At 63.4% G+C, this 21042-nt stretch carries 23 protein-coding genes and 1 pseudogene; 12 read left to right on the forward strand and 12 right to left on the reverse strand.

Features of this window, described 5'->3' with window-relative positions:
• Both CIC12_RS31870 and CIC12_RS31875 read left to right on the forward strand, forming a co-directional pair.
• On the forward strand, positions 1-699 hold a 699-nt coding region (locus CIC12_RS31870; protein ID WP_168670437.1), incomplete at its 5' end, for an electron transfer flavoprotein subunit alpha/FixB family protein.
• A 108-nt stretch (positions 700-807) separates the two neighbouring features.
• Positions 808-2598, forward strand: coding sequence for an acyl-CoA dehydrogenase (locus CIC12_RS31875; protein WP_168670439.1), 1791 nt, complete (start codon positions 808-810; stop codon positions 2596-2598).
• A gap of 117 nt (positions 2599-2715) precedes the next feature.
• On the opposite strand, the gene CIC12_RS31880 is transcribed toward CIC12_RS31875, so the two are convergent.
• Complete coding sequence (locus tag CIC12_RS31880; RefSeq protein WP_168670441.1) at positions 2716-4002, reverse strand: D-amino acid dehydrogenase; 1287 nt, start codon at positions 4000-4002, stop codon at positions 2716-2718.
• A gap of 166 nt (positions 4003-4168) precedes the next feature.
• Here CIC12_RS31880 and CIC12_RS31885 point away from each other — a divergent pair, with 166 nt between their 5' ends.
• Positions 4169-4657 carry an Lrp/AsnC ligand binding domain-containing protein gene (locus CIC12_RS31885; RefSeq protein WP_168670443.1) on the forward strand — a complete coding sequence of 163 codons (489 nt, stop codon included), beginning with the start codon at positions 4169-4171 and terminating at the stop codon, positions 4655-4657.
• Positions 4658-4754: 97 nt separating this feature from the next.
• A complete protein-coding gene (locus CIC12_RS31890; RefSeq protein WP_168670445.1) occupies positions 4755-5903 on the forward strand; it encodes a PA0069 family radical SAM protein in 1149 nt (382 codons plus the stop codon).
• A 16-nt stretch (positions 5904-5919) separates the two neighbouring features.
• Here the strand turns inward: CIC12_RS31890 and CIC12_RS31895 are convergent, their stop codons facing one another.
• Entirely contained in the window at positions 5920-6387 is a 468-nt protein-coding gene (locus CIC12_RS31895; protein WP_168670447.1) for an NINE protein, read from the reverse strand.
• Between the two features lie 253 nt (positions 6388-6640).
• Entirely contained in the window at positions 6641-7825 is a 1185-nt protein-coding gene (locus tag CIC12_RS31900) for a PQQ-dependent sugar dehydrogenase (RefSeq protein ID WP_168670449.1), read from the reverse strand.
• A gap of 172 nt (positions 7826-7997) precedes the next feature.
• Here CIC12_RS31900 and rpsP point away from each other — a divergent pair, with 172 nt between their 5' ends.
• From rpsP to CIC12_RS31930, 6 genes are all read left to right on the forward strand, one after another.
• Entirely contained in the window at positions 7998-8252 is a 255-nt protein-coding gene (gene rpsP, locus CIC12_RS31905) for a 30S ribosomal protein S16 (RefSeq protein WP_013090118.1), read from the forward strand.
• 120 nt (positions 8253-8372) lie between these two features.
• A complete protein-coding gene (rimM, locus tag CIC12_RS31910; RefSeq protein ID WP_168670451.1) occupies positions 8373-9107 on the forward strand; it encodes a ribosome maturation factor RimM in 735 nt (244 codons plus the stop codon).
• Between the two features lie 25 nt (positions 9108-9132).
• A complete protein-coding gene (gene trmD / locus CIC12_RS31915; RefSeq protein WP_168670453.1) occupies positions 9133-9900 on the forward strand; it encodes a tRNA (guanosine(37)-N1)-methyltransferase TrmD in 768 nt (255 codons plus the stop codon).
• A 146-nt stretch (positions 9901-10046) separates the two neighbouring features.
• Entirely contained in the window at positions 10047-10433 is a 387-nt protein-coding gene (gene rplS, locus CIC12_RS31920) for a 50S ribosomal protein L19 (protein WP_168670455.1), read from the forward strand.
• 92 nt (positions 10434-10525) lie between these two features.
• Positions 10526-11245, forward strand: coding sequence for a CoA pyrophosphatase (locus CIC12_RS31925; RefSeq protein WP_168670457.1), 720 nt, complete (start codon positions 10526-10528; stop codon positions 11243-11245).
• Positions 11246-11394: 149 nt separating this feature from the next.
• Entirely contained in the window at positions 11395-12333 is a 939-nt protein-coding gene (locus tag CIC12_RS31930) for a CobD/CbiB family protein (protein ID WP_168670459.1), read from the forward strand.
• A gap of 128 nt (positions 12334-12461) precedes the next feature.
• Here CIC12_RS31930 and CIC12_RS31935 read toward each other — a convergent pair whose 3' ends face one another.
• From CIC12_RS31935 to CIC12_RS31945, 3 genes are read right to left on the reverse strand one after another with little or no spacing between them, the layout of a single operon-like run.
• On the reverse strand, positions 12462-12782 hold the full coding sequence (locus CIC12_RS31935; protein WP_168670461.1) for a putative signal transducing protein: 321 nt from the start codon (positions 12780-12782) through the stop codon (positions 12462-12464).
• A 1-nt stretch (position 12783) separates the two neighbouring features.
• Positions 12784-13734, reverse strand: coding sequence for a ribosome small subunit-dependent GTPase A (gene rsgA / locus CIC12_RS31940; protein ID WP_168670463.1), 951 nt, complete (start codon positions 13732-13734; stop codon positions 12784-12786).
• Entirely contained in the window at positions 13731-14990 is a 1260-nt protein-coding gene (locus CIC12_RS31945) for a M48 family metallopeptidase (RefSeq protein WP_168670465.1), read from the reverse strand. Before CIC12_RS31945 ends, rsgA begins: the two co-directional genes overlap by 4 nt.
• A 190-nt stretch (positions 14991-15180) precedes the next feature.
• On the opposite strand from CIC12_RS31945, the gene orn reads away from it, so the two are divergent.
• Positions 15181-15792 (forward strand): oligoribonuclease, encoded by a 612-nt coding sequence (gene orn / locus CIC12_RS31950; RefSeq protein WP_168670467.1) that lies wholly within the window; start codon positions 15181-15183, stop codon positions 15790-15792.
• 24 nt (positions 15793-15816) lie between these two features.
• On the opposite strand, the gene mog is transcribed toward orn, so the two are convergent.
• Together mog and yjgA are read right to left on the reverse strand one after the other, a co-directional pair.
• Positions 15817-16470, reverse strand: coding sequence for a molybdopterin adenylyltransferase (mog, locus tag CIC12_RS31955; RefSeq protein ID WP_168670469.1), 654 nt, complete (start codon positions 16468-16470; stop codon positions 15817-15819).
• On the reverse strand, positions 16451-17062 hold the full coding sequence (gene yjgA, locus CIC12_RS31960) for a ribosome biogenesis factor YjgA (protein ID WP_168670471.1): 612 nt from the start codon (positions 17060-17062) through the stop codon (positions 16451-16453). The genes mog and yjgA overlap by 20 nt, the downstream gene beginning before the upstream one ends.
• A gap of 353 nt (positions 17063-17415) precedes the next feature.
• Between yjgA and pmbA the strand changes: the two genes are divergently transcribed.
• A complete protein-coding gene (pmbA, locus tag CIC12_RS31965; protein ID WP_121315355.1) occupies positions 17416-18786 on the forward strand; it encodes a metalloprotease PmbA in 1371 nt (456 codons plus the stop codon).
• Between the two features lie 145 nt (positions 18787-18931).
• Here pmbA and CIC12_RS31970 read toward each other — a convergent pair whose 3' ends face one another.
• The 4 genes and pseudogenes from CIC12_RS31970 to CIC12_RS33805 all read right to left on the reverse strand — a co-directional run bounded on the left by CIC12_RS31970 (position 18932) and on the right by CIC12_RS33805 (position 20781).
• Positions 18932-19432: a dihydrofolate reductase gene (locus CIC12_RS31970; RefSeq protein ID WP_168670473.1), complete on the reverse strand. Its 501-nt coding sequence runs from the start codon at positions 19430-19432 to the stop codon at positions 18932-18934.
• A gap of 121 nt (positions 19433-19553) precedes the next feature.
• Positions 19554-19825, reverse strand: a pseudogene (locus CIC12_RS32840) (sigma 54-interacting transcriptional regulator); the annotation flags it as partial.
• Positions 19826-19986: 161 nt separating this feature from the next.
• The gene (locus CIC12_RS33970; RefSeq protein ID WP_194248386.1) at positions 19987-20211 is read right to left on the reverse strand and encodes a hypothetical protein; all 225 of its coding nucleotides are present in this window, start codon (positions 20209-20211) and stop codon (positions 19987-19989) included.
• 306 nt (positions 20212-20517) lie between these two features.
• Entirely contained in the window at positions 20518-20781 is a 264-nt protein-coding gene (locus CIC12_RS33805) for a hypothetical protein (RefSeq protein WP_342030596.1), read from the reverse strand.
• Between the last annotated feature and the right edge of the window lie 261 nt (positions 20782-21042).

Below are 21042 nucleotides of genomic sequence, written 5' to 3' on the forward strand. Positions count from 1 at the left end.
GCGGCGAAGAACTACACGCACATCCTCGCGCCGGCGACCGCCTACGGCAAGAACATCACGCCGCGTATCGCCGCAAAACTCGACGTCGCGCAGATCAGCGACATCACGGCCGTGGAGAGCGCCGACACGTTCGAGCGCCCGATCTATGCGGGCAACGCCATCGCAACGGTGCAATCGGCCGATCCGATCAAGGTCATCACGGTGCGCTCGACCGGTTTCGACGCGGTGGCGGCCGTTGGCGGCAGCGCAACGGTGGAGAAGATCGAAGCCGCTGCAGACGCAGGCGTTTCGCAGTTCGTGAGCCGTGAAGTGACGAAGCTGGACCGTCCGGAACTGACGTCGGCGAAGATCATCGTCTCGGGTGGCCGGGGTCTGGGCAATGGCGAGAACTACACGAAGGTGCTCGAGCCGCTGGCCGACAAGCTGAACGCGGCGCTGGGCGCCTCGCGCGCGGCAGTCGATGCGGGCTTCGTGCCGAACGACTATCAGGTCGGCCAGACCGGCAAGATCGTCGCGCCGCAACTGTACGTGGCCGTCGGCATCTCGGGTGCGATCCAGCATCTGGCCGGCATGAAGGACTCGAAGGTGATCGTCGCGATCAACAAGGACCCGGAAGCGCCGATTTTCAGCGTCGCCGATTATGGTCTGGTCGGTGATCTGTTCACGCTCGTGCCGGAACTGGTTAGCGAGCTCGGCTAATCGCCGCAGCGCCGCAGCGCCGGGAACAAGGCGTCAGGCCGCACACGAAGGGCGCGGGACCGATCGAGTCCGGCGCCCTTTTTTTATCCAGACAGGAGGAGAACCAGAATGAGCTACACGGCGCCCATCAAGGACATGCTGTTCGTGATGAAGGAACTGGCCGGTCTCGAAAGCATCGCAACCCTGCCGGGCTTCGAGGACGCAAACCTCGACACGGCTCAGGCCGTGCTCGACGAGTCGGCGAAGCTGTGCGGTGAAGTGTTGGCGCCGCTGAACGTCGAAGGCGATCGCAATCCGAGCAGTTGGAAGGACGGCGTCGTCACCGCGACGCAGGGTTTCAGGGAAGCCTTCCGCCAGTTCGCCGAGGGCGGCTGGCAAGGCGTGCAGCATCCGATCGACTACGAAGGCCAGGGCCTGCCAAAACTGATCGCGACGCCCTGTGTCGAAATGCTCAACGCGTCGAATCTGTCGTTCGCGCTGTGTCCACTGCTGACCGATGGCGCGATAGAAGCGCTGCTCACCGCCGGTACCGAAGCGCAAAAGCACACCTATGTGCCGAAGCTGATCTCCGGTGAATGGACCGGCACGATGAACCTGACCGAGCCGCAGGCCGGCTCCGATCTCGCGCTGGTGCGCACGCGCGCCGAACCGCAGGGCGACGGTTCATTCAAGCTGTTCGGCACGAAGATTTTCATTACGTGGGGCGAGCACGACATGGCGAAGAACATCGCCCATCTCGTGCTGGCGCGCACCCCGAATGCGCCCGAAGGCGTGAAAGGCATTTCGCTATTCATCGTGCCGAAGTTTCTCGTCCATGAAGACGGGTCGCTCGGCGAGCGCAACGACGTGCATTGCGTGTCGATCGAGCACAAGCTCGGCATCAAGGCGAGTCCCACCGCGGTGCTGCAGTTCGGGGACCACGGCGGTGCGATCGGTCACCTGATCGGCGAGGAAAATCGCGGGCTCGAATACATGTTCATCATGATGAACGCGGCGCGTTTCGCGGTGGGCATGCAGGGTGTCGGCGTATCGGATCGCGCGTATCAGAAGGCCGTCGCGTACGCGAAGGACCGCGTGCAAAGCCGCCCGGTGGATGGCTCCGCGAAACAGCCGGTCGCGATCATCCAGCACCCGGACGTGCGCCGCATGCTCGCGACGATGCGCGGCCTCACCGAAGCGTCGCGCGCGCTGGCTTATGTCGCCGCGGCGCATTGCGACATCGCGCATCGTCATCCGGACGATGCAACGCGCGCCGCGCATCAGGCGCTCTACGAATTCCTCGTGCCGATCGTGAAGGGCTGGAGCACCGAACTGTCGATCGACGTGACGAGCCTTGGCGTGCAGGTGCATGGCGGCATGGGCTTCATCGAAGAAACCGGCGCCGCGCAGTACTACCGCGACGCACGCATTCTGCCGATCTACGAAGGCACGACCGCGATTCAGGCCAACGACCTGATCGGCCGTAAGACCGTACGTGATGCTGGCAAGGTGGCCAGGTCGCTGCTCGCGGACATCGCCGCAACGGTTGATGCGCTCGGCGCGAAGCAGGGCCCGGCGTTCGACTCGATGAAGCGGTATCTGGCGCAGGGACATCGTTCGCTGGGTGCGGCAGTCGAGTTCGTGCTGGCGAATACGAAGAGCGATCCGAACGCGGTGTTCGCCGGCAGCGTGCCGTATCTGAAGCTCGCGGGCATCGTGCTGGGCGGCTGGCAGATGGCGCGTGCGCTCCTCGTGGCGGCCGACAAACGCGACGAAGATCCGGCGTTCTACGGCGCGAAGATCGCGACCGCGCAGTTCTATGCGGAACACGTGCTGCCGCAGGCAGCGGCGCTCGAAGCGTCGATTGTCAGTGCGAAGGGCGGGGAGGGCGTGCTGGCTTTGTCGGACGATCAGTTCTGACGCGACACTCGCGGCCGGATGCATCGGCCTGAAAAAAACGGCGCCTCACGAGGCGCCGTTTGTTTTATTGCAGCGGTGCGCGCGCGATGATCGATCGGCGCGACCGCTTGCCGAGCGTCAGGCATAAGCCGGCCGATGCGCGCCGCCGGTCTCGCCGAGATAGCGGTGTACCGACAGATCGTCCGCCTTGATGGCGGGCTGTTTGCCCGACATCACGTCGGCCAGCAACTGGCCCGAACCGCACGACATGGTCCAGCCCAGCGTGCCATGACCGGTGTTCAGGAACAGGTTTGCGACCGGCGTGCGGCCGACGATCGGCGTGCCGTCCGGCGTCATCGGCCGCAATCCGGTCCAGAACGTCGCCTTCGACGTATCGCCGCCGCCAGGGAACAGGTCGTTCACGCACAGTTCCAGCGTGGCGCGGCGCGCCTCGCGCAAAGACTTGTCGAAGCCGACGATCTCCGCCATGCCGCCGACACGAATCCGGTTGTCGAAACGCGTGATCGCGATCTTGTAGGTCTCGTCGAGCACGGTGGACACCGGCGCGGCCGCTTCGTCGACGATCGGCGCGGTGATCGAATAGCCTTTGAGCGGGTACACCGGAATCTTCACGAGGCCCGCGAGGAACCGGGTCGAATACGAACCCAGCGCGACCACGAACGAATCCGCGCGTACCAGTTCGCCGCCGCATTGCACGCCGGCGACCCGGTCGCCCGCCATCGCCAGCGCGTCGATCGGCGTGTTGTAGCGGAATTGGACGCCCAGTTGCGCGGCCAGCGCGGCGAGGCGCGTGGTGAACATCTGGCAGTCGCCGGTTTCGTCGCCCGGCAGGCGCAGGCCGCCGGTCAGCTTGTGCGAAACCGCCGCGAGCGCCGGCTCGGCTTGCGCGAGCTCGACCGCCGACAGCAGTTCATACGGCACGTTGGCTTCCTGCAGCACGGCGATGTCTTTCGCGGCGCCGTCGAATTGCTGCTGCGTGCGGAACACCTGCAGCGTGCCGCCGGTGCGGCCTTCGTACTGGATGCCGATATCGGCGCGCAGGGCCTGCAGGCAGTCGCGGCTGTATTCGGCGAGGCGGACCATGCGGCCCTTGTTCACCGCATAGCGCGCCGACGTGCAGTTCTGCAGCATTAGCCACATCCATTGCAACTGGAATTGCGTGCCGTCGAGACGGACGGCGAGCGGCGCGTGCTTCTGGAACATCCACTTGACGGCCTTCAGCGGCACGCCGGGCGCCGCCCACGGCGATGCGTAACCGGGCGAGATCTGCCCGGCATTGGCAAAACTGGTTTCGAGCGCCGGGCCGGCCTCGCGGTCGATTACGGTCACTTCATGACCCGCACGCGCGAGGTAATACGCGGTCGTCACCCCGACGACGCCACTGCCCAAAACGACGACTCGCATAGCTGCTCCTGGATACATGCACAAAGTTGAGGGCGTGCGCTCGTCGATTGGTTCGGTTTCATTCGATTCACGAGGTGTAACGCGGACCGCCCAGTGTTAACCGCTATACTATTAACAGTCAGACAGGTTTTGTTATTGTATTTTCAGGATTTTCAGCAAAAACATCATGCGTACACAGCGCCAGCCGGTCAGGGCCCTCGACAAACTCGATCACAAGATTTTGCGGCTGCTGCAGCAGGATGGCCGGATGGCGATGAAGGACCTGTCCGAGCAGGTCGGGCTGTCGGTGACGCCGTGCATCGAGCGGGTCAAGCGGATGGAGCGCGACGGCGTGATCACCGGCTATCACGCGCGCGTGAATCCCGCCGAACTGGGCGCGGCGCTGCTGGTGTTCGTCGAGATCACGCTCGACCACAAAAGTGGCAACATGTTCGACCAGTTCCGACGCGAAGTGCAGAAGATTCCCGAGGTGCTGGAGTGCCATCTCGTGTCGGGCGACTTTGACTATCTGATCAAGGCGCGCATGGGCGAAATGGCCGACTACCGCAAGCTGCTCGGGGACATCCTGCTGCAATTGCCGGGCGCGGTGCAGTCGAAGAGCTATGTGGTGATGGAAGAGATCAAGGAAACGCTGACGATCGCGGTACGCGATTAGCCAGCCGCGTTGTCACGAAAACGAACTCGACAAACGGCGTAAACACTGTATATTTATACAGGTGTTGTGCGTCGTTTTCTGTTTGCCTGACTTGGCCGTGACTAACTCCGATACCCCTTCCGCTCGAGAATTTCCAATCGCGCCGCCCGCGCCTCGCAAGGGGCGTGGGGCGGTGACGAACCTGCAAGGCCGTTATGAAGTCGACCAGCGCGAAGCGGTGGATGACGGCTGGCAGCCGGCCGAGGGCGAAGGAGGCGATGAGCCCAAGGTCTTGCGCACGCAGGTCTTCGAGGAGCACGCCAAGTCCATCCTCACACGCAACGCGTCGCCGGATATTCCGTTCGGCGTGTCGCTCAATCCCTATCGTGGTTGTGAGCACGGCTGTATTTATTGCTTCGCGCGGCCTACGCATAGTTATCTGGGGCTGTCGCCGGGGCTCGACTTCGAGAGCCGGATCTACGCGAAGATCAATGCGCCCGAGTTGCTCGAACGGGAACTGTCGAAGAAGTCCTATGTGCCGGAACCGATTGCATTGGGCGTCAACACGGACGCATGGCAGCCCGCCGAGCGTGACCTGCGCCTCACGCGCAGAGTGATCGAGGTGCTCAGCCAACGCCACCACCCGTTTGCGGCCATCACCAAATCGTCGCTGATCGAGCGCGATATCGATCTGCTTGCGCCTATGGCCGCTCGCGGGCAATTCATGGCGGCCATCACGATCACTACGCTGGACGCGGATATCGCGCGCACGCTCGAACCGCGCGCGGCGACGCCCACGCGCCGGTTACGCACTATCCGCACGCTGAGCGAGGCTGGCATTCCTGTGGGCGTCAGCATCGCGCCGGTGATTCCGTTCGTCACCGAGCCGGACATGGAGCGCGTGCTAGAGGCTTGCGCCGAGGCCGGTGCGAACAACGCCAGCTACATCGTGCTGCGTCTGCCGTGGGAAGTGGCGCCGCTGTTCAAGGACTGGCTGGGCGCGCATTTTCCCGACCGCGCAGATCGCGTGATGAGCCGCGTGCGCGATATGCGCGGCGGCAAGGACTATGACTCGTCCTTTGCCGCGCGGATGAAGGGGGAAGGCTTATGGGCGGATCTGCTCAAGCAGCGATTTCACAACGCCGTGCGCCGTTTGGGCTTGAACCGGCGCGACCGCGGCATTCTCGACATGTCGCACTTCCGCCGCCTCGAGCCGGCGCGGGCCGAAGAGCCGGTGCGCGACAGTCCGCAGTTGAGGCTCTTTTAGCGCGGCGCGCGCCCGGTCATTGTGAGATCGCTTTGGCCGCTTCCACCTGACTTTCGAAGTAAGTCTGGAACGAAAGGGCGAGGCCGGTCATCAGCAGGAACGCGCCGATCAGCAGCGAAAAGATGACGACGAACACCACGGTCCAGCCGGAGCGGCTCTTGCGTTGCGTCTGCGCGTTGAACTGCGCGTCCCATTTTTCGTCCGGACGCAACCCGTAGACGATCGCGGCGAGAAACGCGGCCAGCAGCGAAACCGCGCCGGGAAAGGCCAAGACCCAGCCGAGGATCGATGCCCGTTCGCTCGCTACCAGCAGCATGACGCCGGGAATGCCGATCAGCGTACCGAGCAGATGAGCCCAGCCGAAAATGTCACGATTGCCGTAAAGATAGAAGCGGTGGGCGCCGAGGCTGCCCAGCAGGAACGCCAGCGCGGCGGTAATCGTCTTGGATCGGAAGCGCGGGGAAGTCGAGACAAGGGTGGACATGTAGGCGTGGACACAGTGACAGGCGCTCAAAAGGAGCGGCGCGCCGTTAGGCGCGGACCGACGCGCATTCTACGCCCGCCGCGGACCGCGGGTCATGTGGCCGGCAGGTGGATGGCCATAAGGGATCGCCGTGTGAATGGCGCGAGGTGTCGGGGCAGCCGGACGCTTTGGCGGCGCGCGGCGGATTTTGCCGGAGAAGGGAGCGGGCGGTTCTTCGGCGAGCGAGCGCAGCTTCGCGGCGAGCGCCGCGGCGCTACGGCGCCGAATACGCCACGCGATAGATCGCGCCTGCGTAATCGTCGCTGATCAGCAGGGAGCCGTCGGGCAAGGGCAAAATGTCGGCGGGACGGCCCCAAACGGCTTCTCCGGGCTGCAGCCAGCCTTCGGCAAAGACCTCCTGCCGTGCGTGGCTGCCGTCCGGATCGGCCATCACCCGCACAACGCGGTAACCGGCCTTCTTGCTGCGATTCCATGAGCCATGCTCGGCAATGAAGACATTGTTCCGGTACGCGGCGGGAAACATCGAGCCAGTGTAAAAGCGCATGCCGAGCGCGGCGACGTGCGCACCCAGTTTGGCCACCGGCGGTGTAAATGCACTGCATGGATGGCCCTTGCCGAATTCCGGGTCGGGTGTGTCACCGCCATGGCAATACGGGAAGCCGAAATCCATGCCGGCGCGCGGCGCACGGTTGAGTTTGTCGTCCGGCACGTCGTCGCCTAGCAGGTCCCGACCGTTGTCGGTGAACCACAGTTCGTGCGTCACCGGATGCCACGCGAACCCGACCGAATTGCGCACGCCGCGCGCCATAACTTCATAGTGGCTGCCGTCCGGATTCATGCGGCCGATCATCGCGAAGCGGTCGCGATCTTTCTGGCAGACGTTGCAGGGCGCGCCTTGCGGCACGTACAGCTTGCCGTCCGGGCCGAAGGCGATGAATTTCCAGCCATGATGTGTTTCGCTGGGCAGCGTGTCGATCACGACGGCGGGCTTGGGCGGATTGTTCAGATGCGCGTCGATCGCATCGAAACGCAAGATCTTCGACACCGCCGACACGTACAGCGCGCCGTCGTGCCACGTCACGCCCGCCGGGGATTCGAGGCCGGAAGCGATAACGTGGCGGCCTGTCACTCGGCCGTTTTGCAATTCGAGCGCATAGACTTGCCCGTCGAGGCTGCCTATATAGAGAATGCCCTTCGGCGAGAGCGTCATCGCGCGCGCGCTCGGCACGTCGTCCGACAGAACCTCGATATGGAAGCCGGGTGGTAATTTAATACGCTCGACCGGCGGCGCTGCAGCTGCCCAGAGTGCCTGGCCGGCGACCAACCCGGCCGCTGCATAGCGTAGAACCCGACTTCGCAACGCGCGTGCGAGACCCGCAAACCACACGAAAACGAGAAAACAAGCGGGCAAAAACGCTCTCGGCGGAAGAAGTTTCACGGGCTCTCCGTCAGGTGGTTCGGGCGTTTGGGCGTGATTCGAGGGTCTCGTCCGGATGGCTGATGCAACCCCGTCGCTCAGTTTATCCCGGTAAGTGTTTGTTATGGCGTCGGTTTCCCGCTATAATCGCGTGTTTCAGTCGTTCCGAACCCCGGTTTTCAAGGATTCTAGTATGGTCATCATCCGCTTGGCTCGTGGCGGCTCCAAGAAGCGCCCGTTCTACAACATCGTCGCAACCGATTCGCGTAGCCGTCGTGACGGCCGCTTCATCGAGCGCGTTGGTTTCTACAACCCGGTCGCTACGAAGGGTGAATCCCTGCGTATCGCTCAGGATCGCCTGACGTACTGGCAAGGTGTTGGCGCGCAACTGTCGCCGACCGTCGAACGTCTCGTGAAAGAAGCGCAAAAGGCGCAGCCGGCTGCTTAATGGTAGCTCGCATGCGTATCGTCGTCGGTTCGGCCGGCGGCTCGCGCAGCTTGCGTGAGCAGTCCGATGCGCGAGTTGTTTTACTGAAGCAGACGTCGAAGCTGGCAGCGAGGTGTTCTTATGTCTGAGCGTGATTCCGGCAGTTCAGGGCGCGTGAAGGCAAAAGCGGCAGCTCCGCGCGCGAAGACGTCTGATCAGGCGCCGTTCGGTGCATTCGTCCGCAAACCGGTCGAACGAGCCGAAGGCAAGGCGCAAGCCAATGTTGCAAAAGCTGGCTCCGCTGCGGCAGAAATGCGCGCGGAAACAGGGGAAAGCTGGCCGGCCGATGCGGTCGAGGTCGGCGCAATCGTCGACGCTTACGGCCTTAAAGGCTGGGTCAAGGTAGCCGCGCATGCGGATGCCGGGCACGGCGGTGACGCGTTGCTAAGCGCGAAGCGCTGGTGGCTGTTGAAAGGCCACGAGCGCAAGTCGGCGCCGTCATTGCAAGCGAAAACGCATAGCGACAGTGTGGTTGCCCATCTGGGCGGCGTCACTGACCGCGATGTGGCGCTGGCACTGCGCGGCTCGCGTGTCTATGTCAGTCGCAGCGAATTTCCGGCCCTCGACGCCGACGAATTCTACTGGGTGGACCTGCTCGGCCTGGACGTGGTGAACGTTGCCGGGGTCAATCTCGGCAAGGTTGCAGACATGATCGACAACGGTGCGCACTCGGTGATGCGTATCGAATACCCGGCTAGCGACAAAAACGGCAAGCCGGTCGCAGGCGAGCGCTTGATCCCGTTCGTCGGCGTCTTTGTCAAAACGGTGGACCAGGCGGCGAAGCAGATCATCGTCGACTGGGAAGCCGATTACTAAAATCATTCGCTGAATGGAGAGAGCGATGCAGTTCGATGTCGTGACGCTCTTTCCAGAAATGTTCCGCGCGCTGACCGACTGGGGTATCACCAGCCGTGCCGCGAAGCAGGAGCGCTATGGGTTGCGTACGTGGAATCCGCGTGATTTCACCACCGACAACTACCGCACAATCGACGATCGCCCGTACGGCGGCGGCCCCGGCATGGTAATGCTGGCGAAGCCGCTGGAAGACGCGATCGGCGCCGCGAAAGCGGCGCAGGCGGAGCAGGGCATCGGCGCATCGCGCGTCGTGATGATGTCGCCGCAAGGCGCTACATTGAATCACGAACGTGTCATGCGGTTCGCCGCGGAGCCCGGGTTGATCCTGTTGTGCGGGCGTTACGAAGCGATCGATCAGCGTTTGCTCGACCGTGTCGTCGACGAGGAAGTCAGTCTTGGCGACTTCGTGCTGTCGGGGGGTGAATTGCCCGCGATGGCGTTGATGGACGCGGTCGTGCGCCAGCTGCCCGGCGTGCTGAACGACTCGCAATCGGCGGTGCAGGACAGCTTCGTCGATGTGCTGCTGGATTGTCCGCACTACACGCGTCCCGAGGAATACAACGGTGCGCGTGTGCCTGATGTGCTGCTTGGCGGCCATCATGCGGAAATCGAAGCGTGGCGCCGGCGCGAAGCGTTGCGCAATACGTGGAACAAACGGCCCGATCTGATCGTGAAGGCCAGAAAGAACAAGATGTTGAGCCGTGCCGACGAGGCATGGCTTGCAAGTCTCGCAAAGGAAGAGTCGAAGGCGTAAAGCCGGGGATCTTTCGAGCGGACACCAGGCGGCGCCGCACATGCGTGTACGGCGCCAGATGTGAACCCATCCTCTATCGGGGCCGTAGCCGAGCATTTTCTGCGAGGCAGGTACGAACGCCGACAAGATGGATCTAGGAGTCAGTGATGAATCTGATTGCAAAACTCGAGCAGGAAGAAATCGCGCGCGCCCTCGGCGAGAAGACCATCCCCGAATTCGCCCCCGGCGATACGGTGATCGTCAGCGTGAACGTGGTTGAAGGTACGCGTAAGCGTGTTCAGGCTTACGAAGGCGTCGTGATCGCCAAGCGTAACCGTGGTCTGAATTCGTCGTTCATTGTCCGTAAGATTTCGTCGGGCGAAGGCGTCGAGCGTACGTTCCAGACGTACTCGCCGCTGCTGGCAAGCATCGTCGTGAAGCGTCGTGGCGATGTGCGTCGTGCGAAGCTGTACTACCTGCGCAACCGTTCGGGCAAGTCGGCTCGAATCAAGGAAAAGCTGGTCTCGAAAGACCGCGCTGCTTCCCAAGCGTAAATGCTGTAAGAAAAAGCACCCCTCGCGGGTGCTTTTTTGTTTGCCAGGTCAAAATAGCGGCATGTCCCCTATCCGCTCATTCGAGAGACCCGTTGATCCGTCCCGTCTTAGAGCCTGAATCGCTGCCCGTCGAAGCAACCGGTGCGCATCTGCCGCCGGTGGCCGCCGGGCGCCTTACCCCTGAGGGCCTGCGCGCCCGCTTCGAGCAGCACCTCGACTGGACGCCTGAGCCCCGAATCGAAACGCCGTGGCGTAATACCGAGGGCGATCCGCGCGTCGCCGCTGTGCTCGTGCCGCTCGTGGTCCGCAATCATGGGCTGACCGTGCTGCTCACGCAGCGTGCCGATCACCTGAACGATCACGCCGGACAGGTGAGTTTTCCTGGCGGCCGTCAAGAACCGTTCGATGCCGATGCCACTGCGACTGCACTGCGCGAAGCGCACGAAGAAGTTGGACTCGAACCGTCGCGAGTGGAAATTCTCGGCGCATTGCCCGACTATCTGACCGGCACCGGCTTTTGCGTGACGCCGGTGATCGGTCTCGTGCATCCGCCGTTCGCATTGCAAATGGATACGCTCGAAGTGGCCGAGGTCTTCGAAGTGCCGCTCGCGTTTCTGATGGACCCGGCCAATCACGAAGTGCGCGTGTTCCGATACGAGGACGGCGAGCGACGCTTTTTCACGATGCCGTATCCGCGCAGCGAATCAACCGAGTCGCGCGGGCAGGGCGGCGGCGAAGTCGGCGGTCACCATTTCATCTGGGGTGCGACAGCGGCGATGCTGCGCAACCTGTATCGTTTTCTTGCTGCATGAGTCACTGCTGCGTCGTTGCGCGAGTTGCCACACAATTGCGCGTGACTGTGCACTTGCCCGGTGTTTGTCAGCGTCGGCGCTCAGTCGAATCCGACCCTGTGCTATCGTTATAAAACAATCGTAAAAACTCAAAAAGCACGGCGCATCGCATGACTTTTTTCTCCGTATTGCTGGCTCTGATCATTGAACAGGTACGCGCACTGTCACCGAACAATCCGGTGTCCGCGCTGCTTCAATACCATGCGGAGTCAGCGGCGCACGGATTTGATGCCGGCAAGCCCAGGCATGGCCTGCTCGCATGGCTCGTGGTAGTGGTGCCCTGGACGCTGGCAGTCGCGCTCGTCTACTACGTGCTGTATCACATCCATTTCGCGCTGGCGTTCCTGTGGAACGTCGCGGTGCTGTACTTCACGCTCGGCTTCCGCCAGTTCAGCCATTACTTCACTGACATCCACCTCGCGTTGAACAACGACGACGTGCCGCGTGCGCGTGAAATTCTGAATGAATGGACCGGGCTCGAAACGGTCGACATGCCCGTCAGCGAGATCGTCCGTCATACGCTGATTCACGCGGTGGTTGCTTCGCATCGCCACGTGTTCGGTGTGTTCTTCTGGTTCCTGATTCCGGTCGGGCCGGCGGGCGCGGTGCTGTACCGGATCGCCGAATACCTGGCGCGTGCATGGGCGCGTCCCGGCGACGAACGCACCGCTGCGTTTTCGAGCTTCGCGCAGCGCGCCTTCTTGGTGATCGACTGGGTGCCGGCGCGCTTGACGTCGCTGGGCTTTGCGATCGTCGGCAATTTCGAGGACGCGATTTATGCGTGGCGCAATCATGCCCGTCAGTGGCCCGATGCGAACGACGGTGTGTTGTTGGCCGCGGGAAGTGGGGCGCTGGGTGCACGTCTGTGCGGGCCGCTTGCCGAACCGTCGAGCCTCGACGCGCTCGCCACCGGTGATGGCGGTCCGATGCAGGTCGGCGACGACTGCACGCCGCGCACGCTGCAATCGGCGGTGGGTCTGGTGTGGCGCGCGGTCGTGCTGTGGATGATTCTGCTACTGATGCTGACCATCGCCGTGTGGCTGGCGTGAGACGAGCATGTCGGCAGGGCATAGGTAGCGCAATAAAAAACCGGGCCCGTCTTTTTTATTTGCCTTCGACCTACGCAGAAACGTCTTGACCAACCTGGCCAGCGCTTCGCACGCAAAAACCCCATCCCTCATCCATCCAGCGGATCACGCGCAGTCCCGCATTGCCAGCACACCGTGAACTGCGCTTCGAGCATTTCGCCGCACTGACGGCATCGCCAGCCAGGCGAGTCCGGCGCCGGTCCATGCGAGGCCGCGTCGATCAAACGCCGCGCCATGGCCTCGTCGCGTTCGTCGACGAGCCATAACTCGGGCGCGCACTGATCCGCCGGAATATCGCCGAGCGCGCCGTTCAGATAGCGGTTGTGCAACTCGCACGCGATGCCCGCGGTATTCAGCACGTTGACCCAATGCTGTCCGGTAATCAGATTCGGTGCGCGCATCAGCTTCATGTCAGCGCACGATCTGGCTGGCTTCGTGCACGAGTTGCGCATAGAGCGCATGCCGCTCGCGGCGGATGCGGCCATCGGCGACTGCTTCGAGAATCGCGCAGCCCGGCTCGTGCAAGTGATGGCAGTTGTAAAAGCGGCAGTTCGGCAACAGCGGCCGGAACTCCGGAAACGCGCGTTCCAGCCGGCCTTCGGTCAGATGATGCAAGCCGAATTCCTGGAAGCCCGGCGAGTCGATCAACGCACCGCCCGTGTTGCTTCCGTCCAGGTTCGGCAACGGATAAAGCCGCGTAAAGGTCGTCGTGTGGCGCCCGCTATTCAACGCGGTCGAGATCTCGCGCGTGGCGACTTCGGCATCGGGAATCAGCAGGTTCACGAGCGTCGACTTGCCCATGCCGGATTGGCCGAGCAGCAGCGTCGAATGGCCGTGCAGATGTTCGACCAATGCGGTGCGCGCGGCCTCGGGCTGCATCTTGATCGACACCTCGACGACCGTATAGCCCAGCTCGCAATACGATTCGAGTCGCTTGCGCGCACCTTCGAGCTCGCCGGTCACGTCGATTTTGTTGAGCACGATCAACGGCTTCAGCTCGTTGGCTTCGGCGGCGACCAACGCGCGGCCGAGCAGGTCCTCGCTGAAATGCGGCTCGGTGGCGAGCACGATCAGCAATTGGTCCAGATTGGCCGCAAACAGCTTCGACTTGTACTGATCCGAGCGATATAGCAGGTTGCGCCGTTCGCCGATCTCGACGATCACGCCTTGATCTGCGGACGTCGGTTCGTAAATCACGCGATCGCCCACCGCCACCTCGCTGCGCTTGCCACGCGGAAAGCATTGGAGCATCGGCCCGCCGTCTTCCGGCGCGACCAGATAGTGGCGGCCATGCGCGGCCACCACGAGGCCGCCTGCGCGCGTGCTGGCCGACGCGCGCTGCGCTTTCGGGGAGCGGCTCATGCGTGCCGCAACAGTCTGTCGATCCGCTGCGACGCCGGCGGATGCGAGTAGTAGAACGCGGTGTAGAGCGGATCGGGCGTCAGGGTCGACGCGTTGTCCTCGTACAGCTTGACGAGCGCGTTGACGAGGTCTTGCGCGTCGGTCTGCGTCGCGGCGAACGCGTCGGCTTCGAACTCGTGCTTGCGCGAACTGAGGCTGCCGAGCGGCGTGACGAAGAACAGGAACACCGGCAGCGCGAGGAAGAACAGCACCAGCGCGAGACCGCTATTGCCGCCGATCAGCGACGGCCGCACGCCTAGCCCTTCGTAGAACCACACGCATTGCGAGAGCCAGCCGAGCAATGCGAGCATCACGAGGCTGATCGCGAAGGTGACGAGCATCCGCTTGATCACATGACGGCGCTTGAAGTGGCCGAGTTCGTGCGCGAGCACGGCCTCGATCTCGCTGCCCGACAGACGTGCGAGCAGCGTGTCGAAGAAGACGATCCGCTTGGCCGCGCCGAAGCCGGTGAAGTACGCGTTGCCGTGCGCCGAACGACGGCTGCCGTCCATCACGAAGAGGCCTTTGGCGGCGAAGCCGCAGCGCTTCATCAGCGCTTCGATACGGTTTTTCAGCGCTTCGTCCTTGAGCGGCTCGAACTTGTTGAAGAGCGGCGCAATGAACGACGGATACAGCACCAGCACGAGCATCTGGAACGTCACCCACACGATCCACGTCCACAGCCACCACAAGCTGCCGGCCTGATTCATCAGCCACAGCACGACGAACAGCAGCGGCAGGCCGAACGCGGCGCCGAGCAGCGTGCCCTTGATGCGGTCGAGGAAGAAAATGCGCTTGCTCATCCGGTTGAAGCCGAAGCGTTGTTCGATCACGAACTGCCGGTAGTAATCGAACGGCAGGTCGACCACGCTCGTGATCGCGATCACGACGGCGACGAGAGCGATCTGGCCGAGGTAGCCACGCCCGAGCCAGCCGGAGATGGCCAGATCGAGCGCCTGCACGCCGCCCAGCAGCGTGAGGCCGATCAGCACCGCCGCGCTGACCACGACTTCGATCATGGTGAGGCGCGTGCGCTCGACGGTGTAGTCGGCGGCGCGCTGGTGCGCGCTCAACTGGATGGTGCCGGCAAACTGGCTGGGCACCTGCTCGCGATGGCCGGCGACGAAGCGGATCTGCCGCGACGCGAGCCATAGTTTGGTGCCGACCATCGCCACGACGGCGATGACGAACAGAACGGTGAAGTACAGGGTAGGCATCCGGGGATTCCGTGGTATCTATGCGAGAATTATATGTTTGTTCCCGCCTCGTGGCGGGAGATACGCTTAAACCGGCTCAGGCCGCTTCAAACCGGCTCGAGCCAACGCTCAAACCAATCTCAAACGAACCAGCGCCGGGGCAGGCAGGCTTCCCACGAAGCCGCCGGCCAGGCCATCAGGGTTGCCCTCAATGACCGACATCCTCGCATCCACCGAACAGCCGCCGCTCGTACGCAGTGACATGAATCTCGTCTGGCTGGACATGGAAATGACCGGGCTCGAGCCCGACTCCGACCGCATCATCGAAATCGCGGTGGTGGTGACGAATTCGACGCTCGACAGGATGGTCGAAGGTCCAGTGCTGGCGATTCACCAAAGCGACGAAACGCTCGCCAAAATGGATCAGTGGAATCAGAACACGCATGGCCGTTCGGGCCTGATCGACCGCGTGAAGGCTTCCACCGTCAGCGAAGCCGACGCCACCGAACAGATTCGCGAATTTCTCGCGCAGTACGTGCCGCCCGGCAAATCGCCGATGTGCGGCAACTCGATCTGCCAGGACCGCCGCTTCATGGCGCGCTGGATGCCGGATCTGGAGCGCTTCTTCCACTACCGCAATCTCGACGTCAGCACGCTGAAGGAGCTGTGCCGCCGCTGGCAGCCCGCCATCTACAAGGGCTTCCAGAAGCGCGCGATGCACACGGCGCTGGCTGACATCCACGAGTCGATCGACGAACTGAAGTACTACCGCGAGCACTTCCTGATTCCGGCGGCGCCTGACGCGGCTACTGCCGCGGAATAAGCGCAAAGCGCTCAGGCTTTAGCGTTAAGCAGGCCGGGGCGCGCGCACCGCGTTCTTCGGTCGGAACGCCTTCACCACATCGGCGTGGGTTTCCACGTACGGCCCGCCGATCAGATCGAGGCAATACGGCACCGCCGCGAAAATGCCCGGCACCTTCACCGCACCCCGGGTTTCGCCCGCGTCCGCATCGCGCAAACCTTCCAGCGTTTCCCTGATCGACTTCGGCTGACCCGGCAGGTTGATGATCAGCGCCGCATGCGCCGCCGTTTCGCGGATCACCGCCACCTGGCGCGACAGGATCGCGGTCGGCACGAAATTCAGGCTGATCTGCCGCATCTGCTCGCCGAAACCCGGCATGTCCTTCGTCGCGACCGCGAGCGTCGCCTCGGGCGTCACGTCGCGCCTCGACGGGCCGGTGCCGCCGGTGGTCAGCACCAGGTCGCAGCCCACTTCGTCGACCAGTTCGATGAGCGTGGCGGAGATGGTGGGCGCGTCATCGTGGATCAGACGGGTGACCACCTGCCACGGTGAGCTCAGGGCCGTGCCGAGCCATTCCTGCAAGGCCGGAATGCCTTTGTCCTCGTAGACGCCACTCGACGCGCGGTCGCTGATCGACACGAGGCCGATCACGATTTCGTCAGGGTGCCGGCGCGGGGGCTTATTCGTCGCGGTCGTCATCGTCGTCTTCCGGGGCGTCGTCGGTGTCGGAATCGCTTTGCGCGGACGGACCGTCCGCGTTCTTGATCCATTGGAACAGCTCGCGGAAATAGCGTGGCGGCTTGCTTTGCTGCGCTTCCTTGCGGGCGTTGCGGATCAGCGTGCGGCCCTGCTGCGGATCGGCGTTCGGGTGCTGACGGATGAACTCGGTCAGCGCGGCGTCGTCGGCGAGCAGTTTCTCGCGGGTGCGCTCGATCCAGTGGAGCTTGGCCGTTTCCGCCTTGTTGACGCCGTTGTAGGTGTCGAGCGCGGTGCGCAGCGCGGCGGTTTCCTCGTCGAGCAGCGAGCGCATCACGCGGCCGACGTATTGCACCTGGCGGCGCTTGCCTTCGTGGTCGGTGATGCGGCGCGCTTCGCGCACGGCGTCGTCGAGCTTTTCGGGCATCGGCATGCGCTTGAGCGCATCCTTGGGCAGCGCGATCAGCGCCGAGCCCAGTTCCTGCAGCTCGTGCATGTCGCGCTTGAGCTGGGACTTGCTGGGACGGTCGTAACCGTTCTCGTCGACTTCCGGCGCGGCGGATTCGATGGCTTGAATGCGGGTTTTGCGTGTCATGCCGATATTGTAGCGTGCCGCGCCCGCCGAACCCGCGCCGGGGCTTGGATACGCCTCGCGCCGTGCGAAGCCGCAGTCTGAAGCAGGCGGCAGGCAAGTCACGACCGATCTGCGCAAATCCGTGGGCCGTCCCATCATTCGTCAGTCGCCAGCACGCGTTCCAACCCGCAAGTTAGCCGCCGCCCAGGCAGGTGAATGCAAGCCCCCGCGAATGCCAGGTACGGCGGCGCGTACCTTGCTATGATCGCGGGATGCGTCAACCATCACGCACGCCACCGTGCATCTGCACGAGCACGGGCGTGGCATGTGCGAACACCTTGGGCCGCTCGGCCCCGAACAGGACGGCAACGACAATGGCAGCAGACATGGACGTCAAGCAGCGCTTTTTTCCGCATACCCAGGATGAACTGAAGGAAATCGCCTCGGACATCCTTCGTCACGCGAAGTCGCTCGGCGGCACCGACGCGGCAACCGAAATCTCCGAGGGCGACGGCCTGTCCGTGTCCGTGCGGCGCGGCGAAGTCGAGACGATCGAGCACAATCGCGACAAGATGGTCGGCGTGACGGTGTTCATCGGCAACAAGCGCGGCAATGCGAGCACCTCGGACTTTTCGTCGCAAGCGCTGAAGGACACGGTCGCGGCGGCATACAACATCGCGCGCTTCACGGCGGAAGACGACTGCGCCGGGCTCGCCGAAGCCGAGCTGCTCGAGACCGCACCGCGCGATCTCGATCTCTACCACCCGTGGAATCTGTCCGCCGACGAAGCGGTGGAAATCGCGCGCCGCTCGGAAGATGCCGCATTCGCAACCGACCCGCAGATCAAGAATTCGGAAGGCGCGAGCGTGTCGGCGCAGCATTCGCAGTTCGTGCTGGCCACCTCACGCGGCTTCCTCGCGGGCTATCCGTACTCGCGCCACTACATCGCGTGCGCGCCGATCGCGGGCAGCGGCCGCAACATGCAGCGCGACGACTGGTACACGTCGACCCGCAGCGCCGGCGACCTGGCCGACCCGGAAGCGGTGGGCCGCTATGCGGCGCAACGCGCGCTCTCGCGCATCGGTGCACGCGGCCTCGACACCCGCAAGGTGCCGGTGCTGTTCGAAGCGCCGCTCGCAGCAGGCCTCCTCGGCGCCTTCGTGCAGGCCACGAGCGGTGGTGCGCTGTATCGCAAGACTTCGTTCCTCGTCGACAGCCTCGGCAAGCCGGTGTTCGCGCCGCACGTGCAGGTCGTCGAAGATCCGCACGTGGTGCGCGCCATGGGCAGCGCGCCGTTCGATGAAGAAGGCGTGCGTACCCAGCAGCGTTCGGTCGTGAAGGATGGCGTGGTGGAAGGCTATTTCCTGTCCACCTATTCGGCGCGTAAGCTCGGCATGAAGACCACCGGCAACGCGGGCGGCTCGCACAACCTGTCGCTGCGCAGCTCGAACACGCGTCCCGAGGACGACTTCGAAGCGATGCTGAAGAAGCTCGGCACGGGTCTGTTGCTGACCGAACTGATGGGGCAGGGCGTGAACTACGTGACGGGCGATTACTCGCGCGGCGCGTCGGGTTTCTGGGTCGAGAACGGCAAGATCCAGTATCCGGTCGAGGAGATCACCGTGGCGAGCACGCTGCAGGAGATGTTCCGCCATATCGTTGCGATCGGCGCGGATACGATCACGCGCGGCACCAAGCAGACCGGCTCGGTCCTGATCGAACGGATGACGATCGCCGGGCAGTAAGCGGTCAGCGGGTTTGGCCACGTCGCGGCGGGGCCACTGCGATAAAACAACGCCACGCAAAGCCTTGCATGGCGTTGTTTATGGAGCCGCCCCGGCACGCGTAGTGTAAAGGCGCCGGCCGCTTCGGACTCGCGGCCTTACGATCTCAGGCGTGCTTGCGCTTATACGTGACGAACGCATAGTCGAAGTCGTTCGGCGCATCCGCGCGATGCGTCTCGTGCGCAACTTCTTCCCACTCGTTATCGTCGAGCTTGGGAAACGTGGCGTCGCCGTCGAAGTCCGCCGAAATCTCGGTGATGATCAACTTGTCCGCCTGCCGCAAACCTTCCGTGTACAGCTGCGCGCCGCCGATCAGAAACGCTTCCGGCGCCTGATCCTGAGCGGCGAGGCGCAACGCGTCCTCGAGCGTCGTGGCGGCATCGCAGCCCTGAAAGCGGCGCGTCGCATCGCGCGTCACGACGATGTTGCGGCGTCCGGGCAGCGGCCGGCCGATCGATTCATGCGTCTTACGGCCCATGATGATGGGCGCGCCCATTGTGGTGCGTTTGAAGAACGCGAGGTCTTCGGGCAGTCGCCAGGGCAACTGGTTGTCGCGGCCGATCACGCCGTTGTTGGCGCGAGCGACGATCAGGGTGAGCGTCGTCATCGAGTGGTAAGGGGAACGTAACCGGATCGATTCTACCTGACGGGCCGGCTGGCTCCGCCCAGCGGTTCCCCGCGCCGCGCGCCTGCGCGCACGCAGCTTGCCACCCGCAGCCGCGCCGGCTGGTGGTGCAGATGATCCGCACATCGACCGGAATCGATTTACGTCCGCCGAGTCGCTCGATCTTGCTTTCCTGCAAAAGCGTAGCAGGCTGGCTTGGTTATCGAGCGGCAGATCGCCTTCGTCGTGCAGCAGCGCGCCGCCGTCGGCCGCTGCGACCCGGCCGATCTTGCGCTGATTGGCGCCCATGAACGCGCCGCGCTCGTAGTCGAACAGTTCGGACTGCAGCAGACGATGCGCAATCGCGCCGCAGTTAACCGCGACGAAGGGCGCCTGCGCGATGAGCACGCGGCCGTCCTGCGCATGCTTGACGATCGCGAAATGCTCGAACCCGGCGATATTCATCAGCACCATGACGGGAATCCGCAAGTGGTGGAGTGTGTCGACATCGACGCGAAAGCCGCGGCCGCGCAGACCGATGGTCTCGACGAAGTTCTTCATGTCGAGCATCGAGAAACGTTCTTGACGGCGACTTCGGGCGTCGAGAAAACCATCATCCGGCGAATCGGTTCGGTCTCCGGAATATCGCTGTGGTAGCCGAACTTGAGGAGAGTGACGAGCGCCGCCACACCGCAGTTGAAGTCGAACTGCTGCTGTCGCGTCGTCACGGCGCCGGCGAGACTGTTGTTCGGCACGTTGCCGATACCCGAGGCGACGGTCACCCCGACATTGCCATCACATCCGAGAGCGACCCGTTGCCGACCGACGCATTCAGAGTGAAGGGGGCATGTCTCGGTCCTTTATTCTGTTTTGTGCCGTCTGCTGCGGGTGTCGGGTTTAGGAGCCGCCACCGGTTTGCATCGTTAACCTGTCCGCGCTACTTTCTCTGGTATCGGGCGACGTTGCCGTGGGCCGAGCGCGCGGCGTCGACCGGAATGGCAGCGGCGATGGCGGCGCGATCTCGTCCCACAGCGTCACCCGGCCGCCGCGGTTGCCGCGCAGCGACTGTGGAGTCGCGGCCACCATCATCATGCCGACTGCGCCGCGTCGTGGCGAGAGCAGCGGGTCGTCGAATGACTTGGTGTTCCCGGATTCGGCATAGGCCCGGTGTCCGGCGTGTTGCCGGCGAGTGGGGCGCGAGCGGCATCGGCGGATTGCGCCTGAGCAATCTGAGCGTGGACGCCGACGGACGAGGCGATCAGAACGGTCGCGGCGATCAGAACGGTCGCGGCGCGCAGGACCCCGCGCGGTGCAAAGCGAGTAACTGGATCAATGCGCAAAGCGATTCGCATGGTGTATGTCCTTGGTGCACAGCATTTAGCGAAACGTGTGCCATCGGTCGCAATCCCCTGATACGACGCGATGCGGCCTGCGAAGCTCGGAATAACTTTCTTGAAATCAGACGAAATGTTTCAACCCTGAAACGGTCGGCACAAAATACCTAAAATCGTTAATGCAGACGATACGAATTACCGTCGAGCGAACGCCGGGAAAGCGCTTCCACCGTGTTTTATTTGTCGGCTGAATAACCGGTGTAGACCGCCAAACCATGC

The organism is Paraburkholderia sp. SG-MS1, from assembly GCF_012275575.1.
Classification (GTDB): domain Bacteria; phylum Pseudomonadota; class Gammaproteobacteria; order Burkholderiales; family Burkholderiaceae; genus Paraburkholderia.

Excerpts from the sequence above, each read along its gene's own strand:
- CIC12_RS31875 (WP_168670439.1), top strand. The coding sequence starts at position 808 with ATGAGCTACACGGCGCCCATCAAGGACATGCTGTTCGTGATGAAGGAA.
- CIC12_RS31880 (WP_168670441.1), bottom strand. The coding sequence starts at position 4,002 with ATGCGAGTCGTCGTTTTGGGCAGTGGCGTCGTCGGGGTGACGACCGCG.
- CIC12_RS31885 (WP_168670443.1), top strand. The coding sequence starts at position 4,169 with ATGCGTACACAGCGCCAGCCGGTCAGGGCCCTCGACAAACTCGATCAC.
- CIC12_RS31895 (WP_168670447.1), bottom strand. The coding sequence starts at position 6,387 with ATGTCCACCCTTGTCTCGACTTCCCCGCGCTTCCGATCCAAGACGATT.
- rpsP (WP_013090118.1), top strand. The coding sequence starts at position 7,998 with ATGGTCATCATCCGCTTGGCTCGTGGCGGCTCCAAGAAGCGCCCGTTC.
- rimM (WP_168670451.1), top strand. The coding sequence starts at position 8,373 with ATGTCTGAGCGTGATTCCGGCAGTTCAGGGCGCGTGAAGGCAAAAGCG.
- trmD (WP_168670453.1), top strand. The coding sequence starts at position 9,133 with ATGCAGTTCGATGTCGTGACGCTCTTTCCAGAAATGTTCCGCGCGCTG.
- rplS (WP_168670455.1), top strand. The coding sequence starts at position 10,047 with ATGAATCTGATTGCAAAACTCGAGCAGGAAGAAATCGCGCGCGCCCTC.
- CIC12_RS31930 (WP_168670459.1), top strand. The coding sequence starts at position 11,395 with ATGACTTTTTTCTCCGTATTGCTGGCTCTGATCATTGAACAGGTACGC.
- CIC12_RS31935 (WP_168670461.1), bottom strand. The coding sequence starts at position 12,782 with ATGAAGCTGATGCGCGCACCGAATCTGATTACCGGACAGCATTGGGTC.
- rsgA (WP_168670463.1), bottom strand. The coding sequence starts at position 13,734 with ATGAGCCGCTCCCCGAAAGCGCAGCGCGCGTCGGCCAGCACGCGCGCA.
- CIC12_RS31945 (WP_168670465.1), bottom strand. The coding sequence starts at position 14,990 with ATGCCTACCCTGTACTTCACCGTTCTGTTCGTCATCGCCGTCGTGGCG.
- orn (WP_168670467.1), top strand. The coding sequence starts at position 15,181 with ATGACCGACATCCTCGCATCCACCGAACAGCCGCCGCTCGTACGCAGT.
- mog (WP_168670469.1), bottom strand. The coding sequence starts at position 16,470 with ATGACGACCGCGACGAATAAGCCCCCGCGCCGGCACCCTGACGAAATC.
- yjgA (WP_168670471.1), bottom strand. The coding sequence starts at position 17,062 with ATGACACGCAAAACCCGCATTCAAGCCATCGAATCCGCCGCGCCGGAA.
- pmbA (WP_121315355.1), top strand. The coding sequence starts at position 17,416 with ATGGCAGCAGACATGGACGTCAAGCAGCGCTTTTTTCCGCATACCCAG.
- CIC12_RS31970 (WP_168670473.1), bottom strand. The coding sequence starts at position 19,432 with ATGACGACGCTCACCCTGATCGTCGCTCGCGCCAACAACGGCGTGATC.
- CIC12_RS33805 (WP_342030596.1), bottom strand. The coding sequence starts at position 20,781 with ATGCGAATCGCTTTGCGCATTGATCCAGTTACTCGCTTTGCACCGCGC.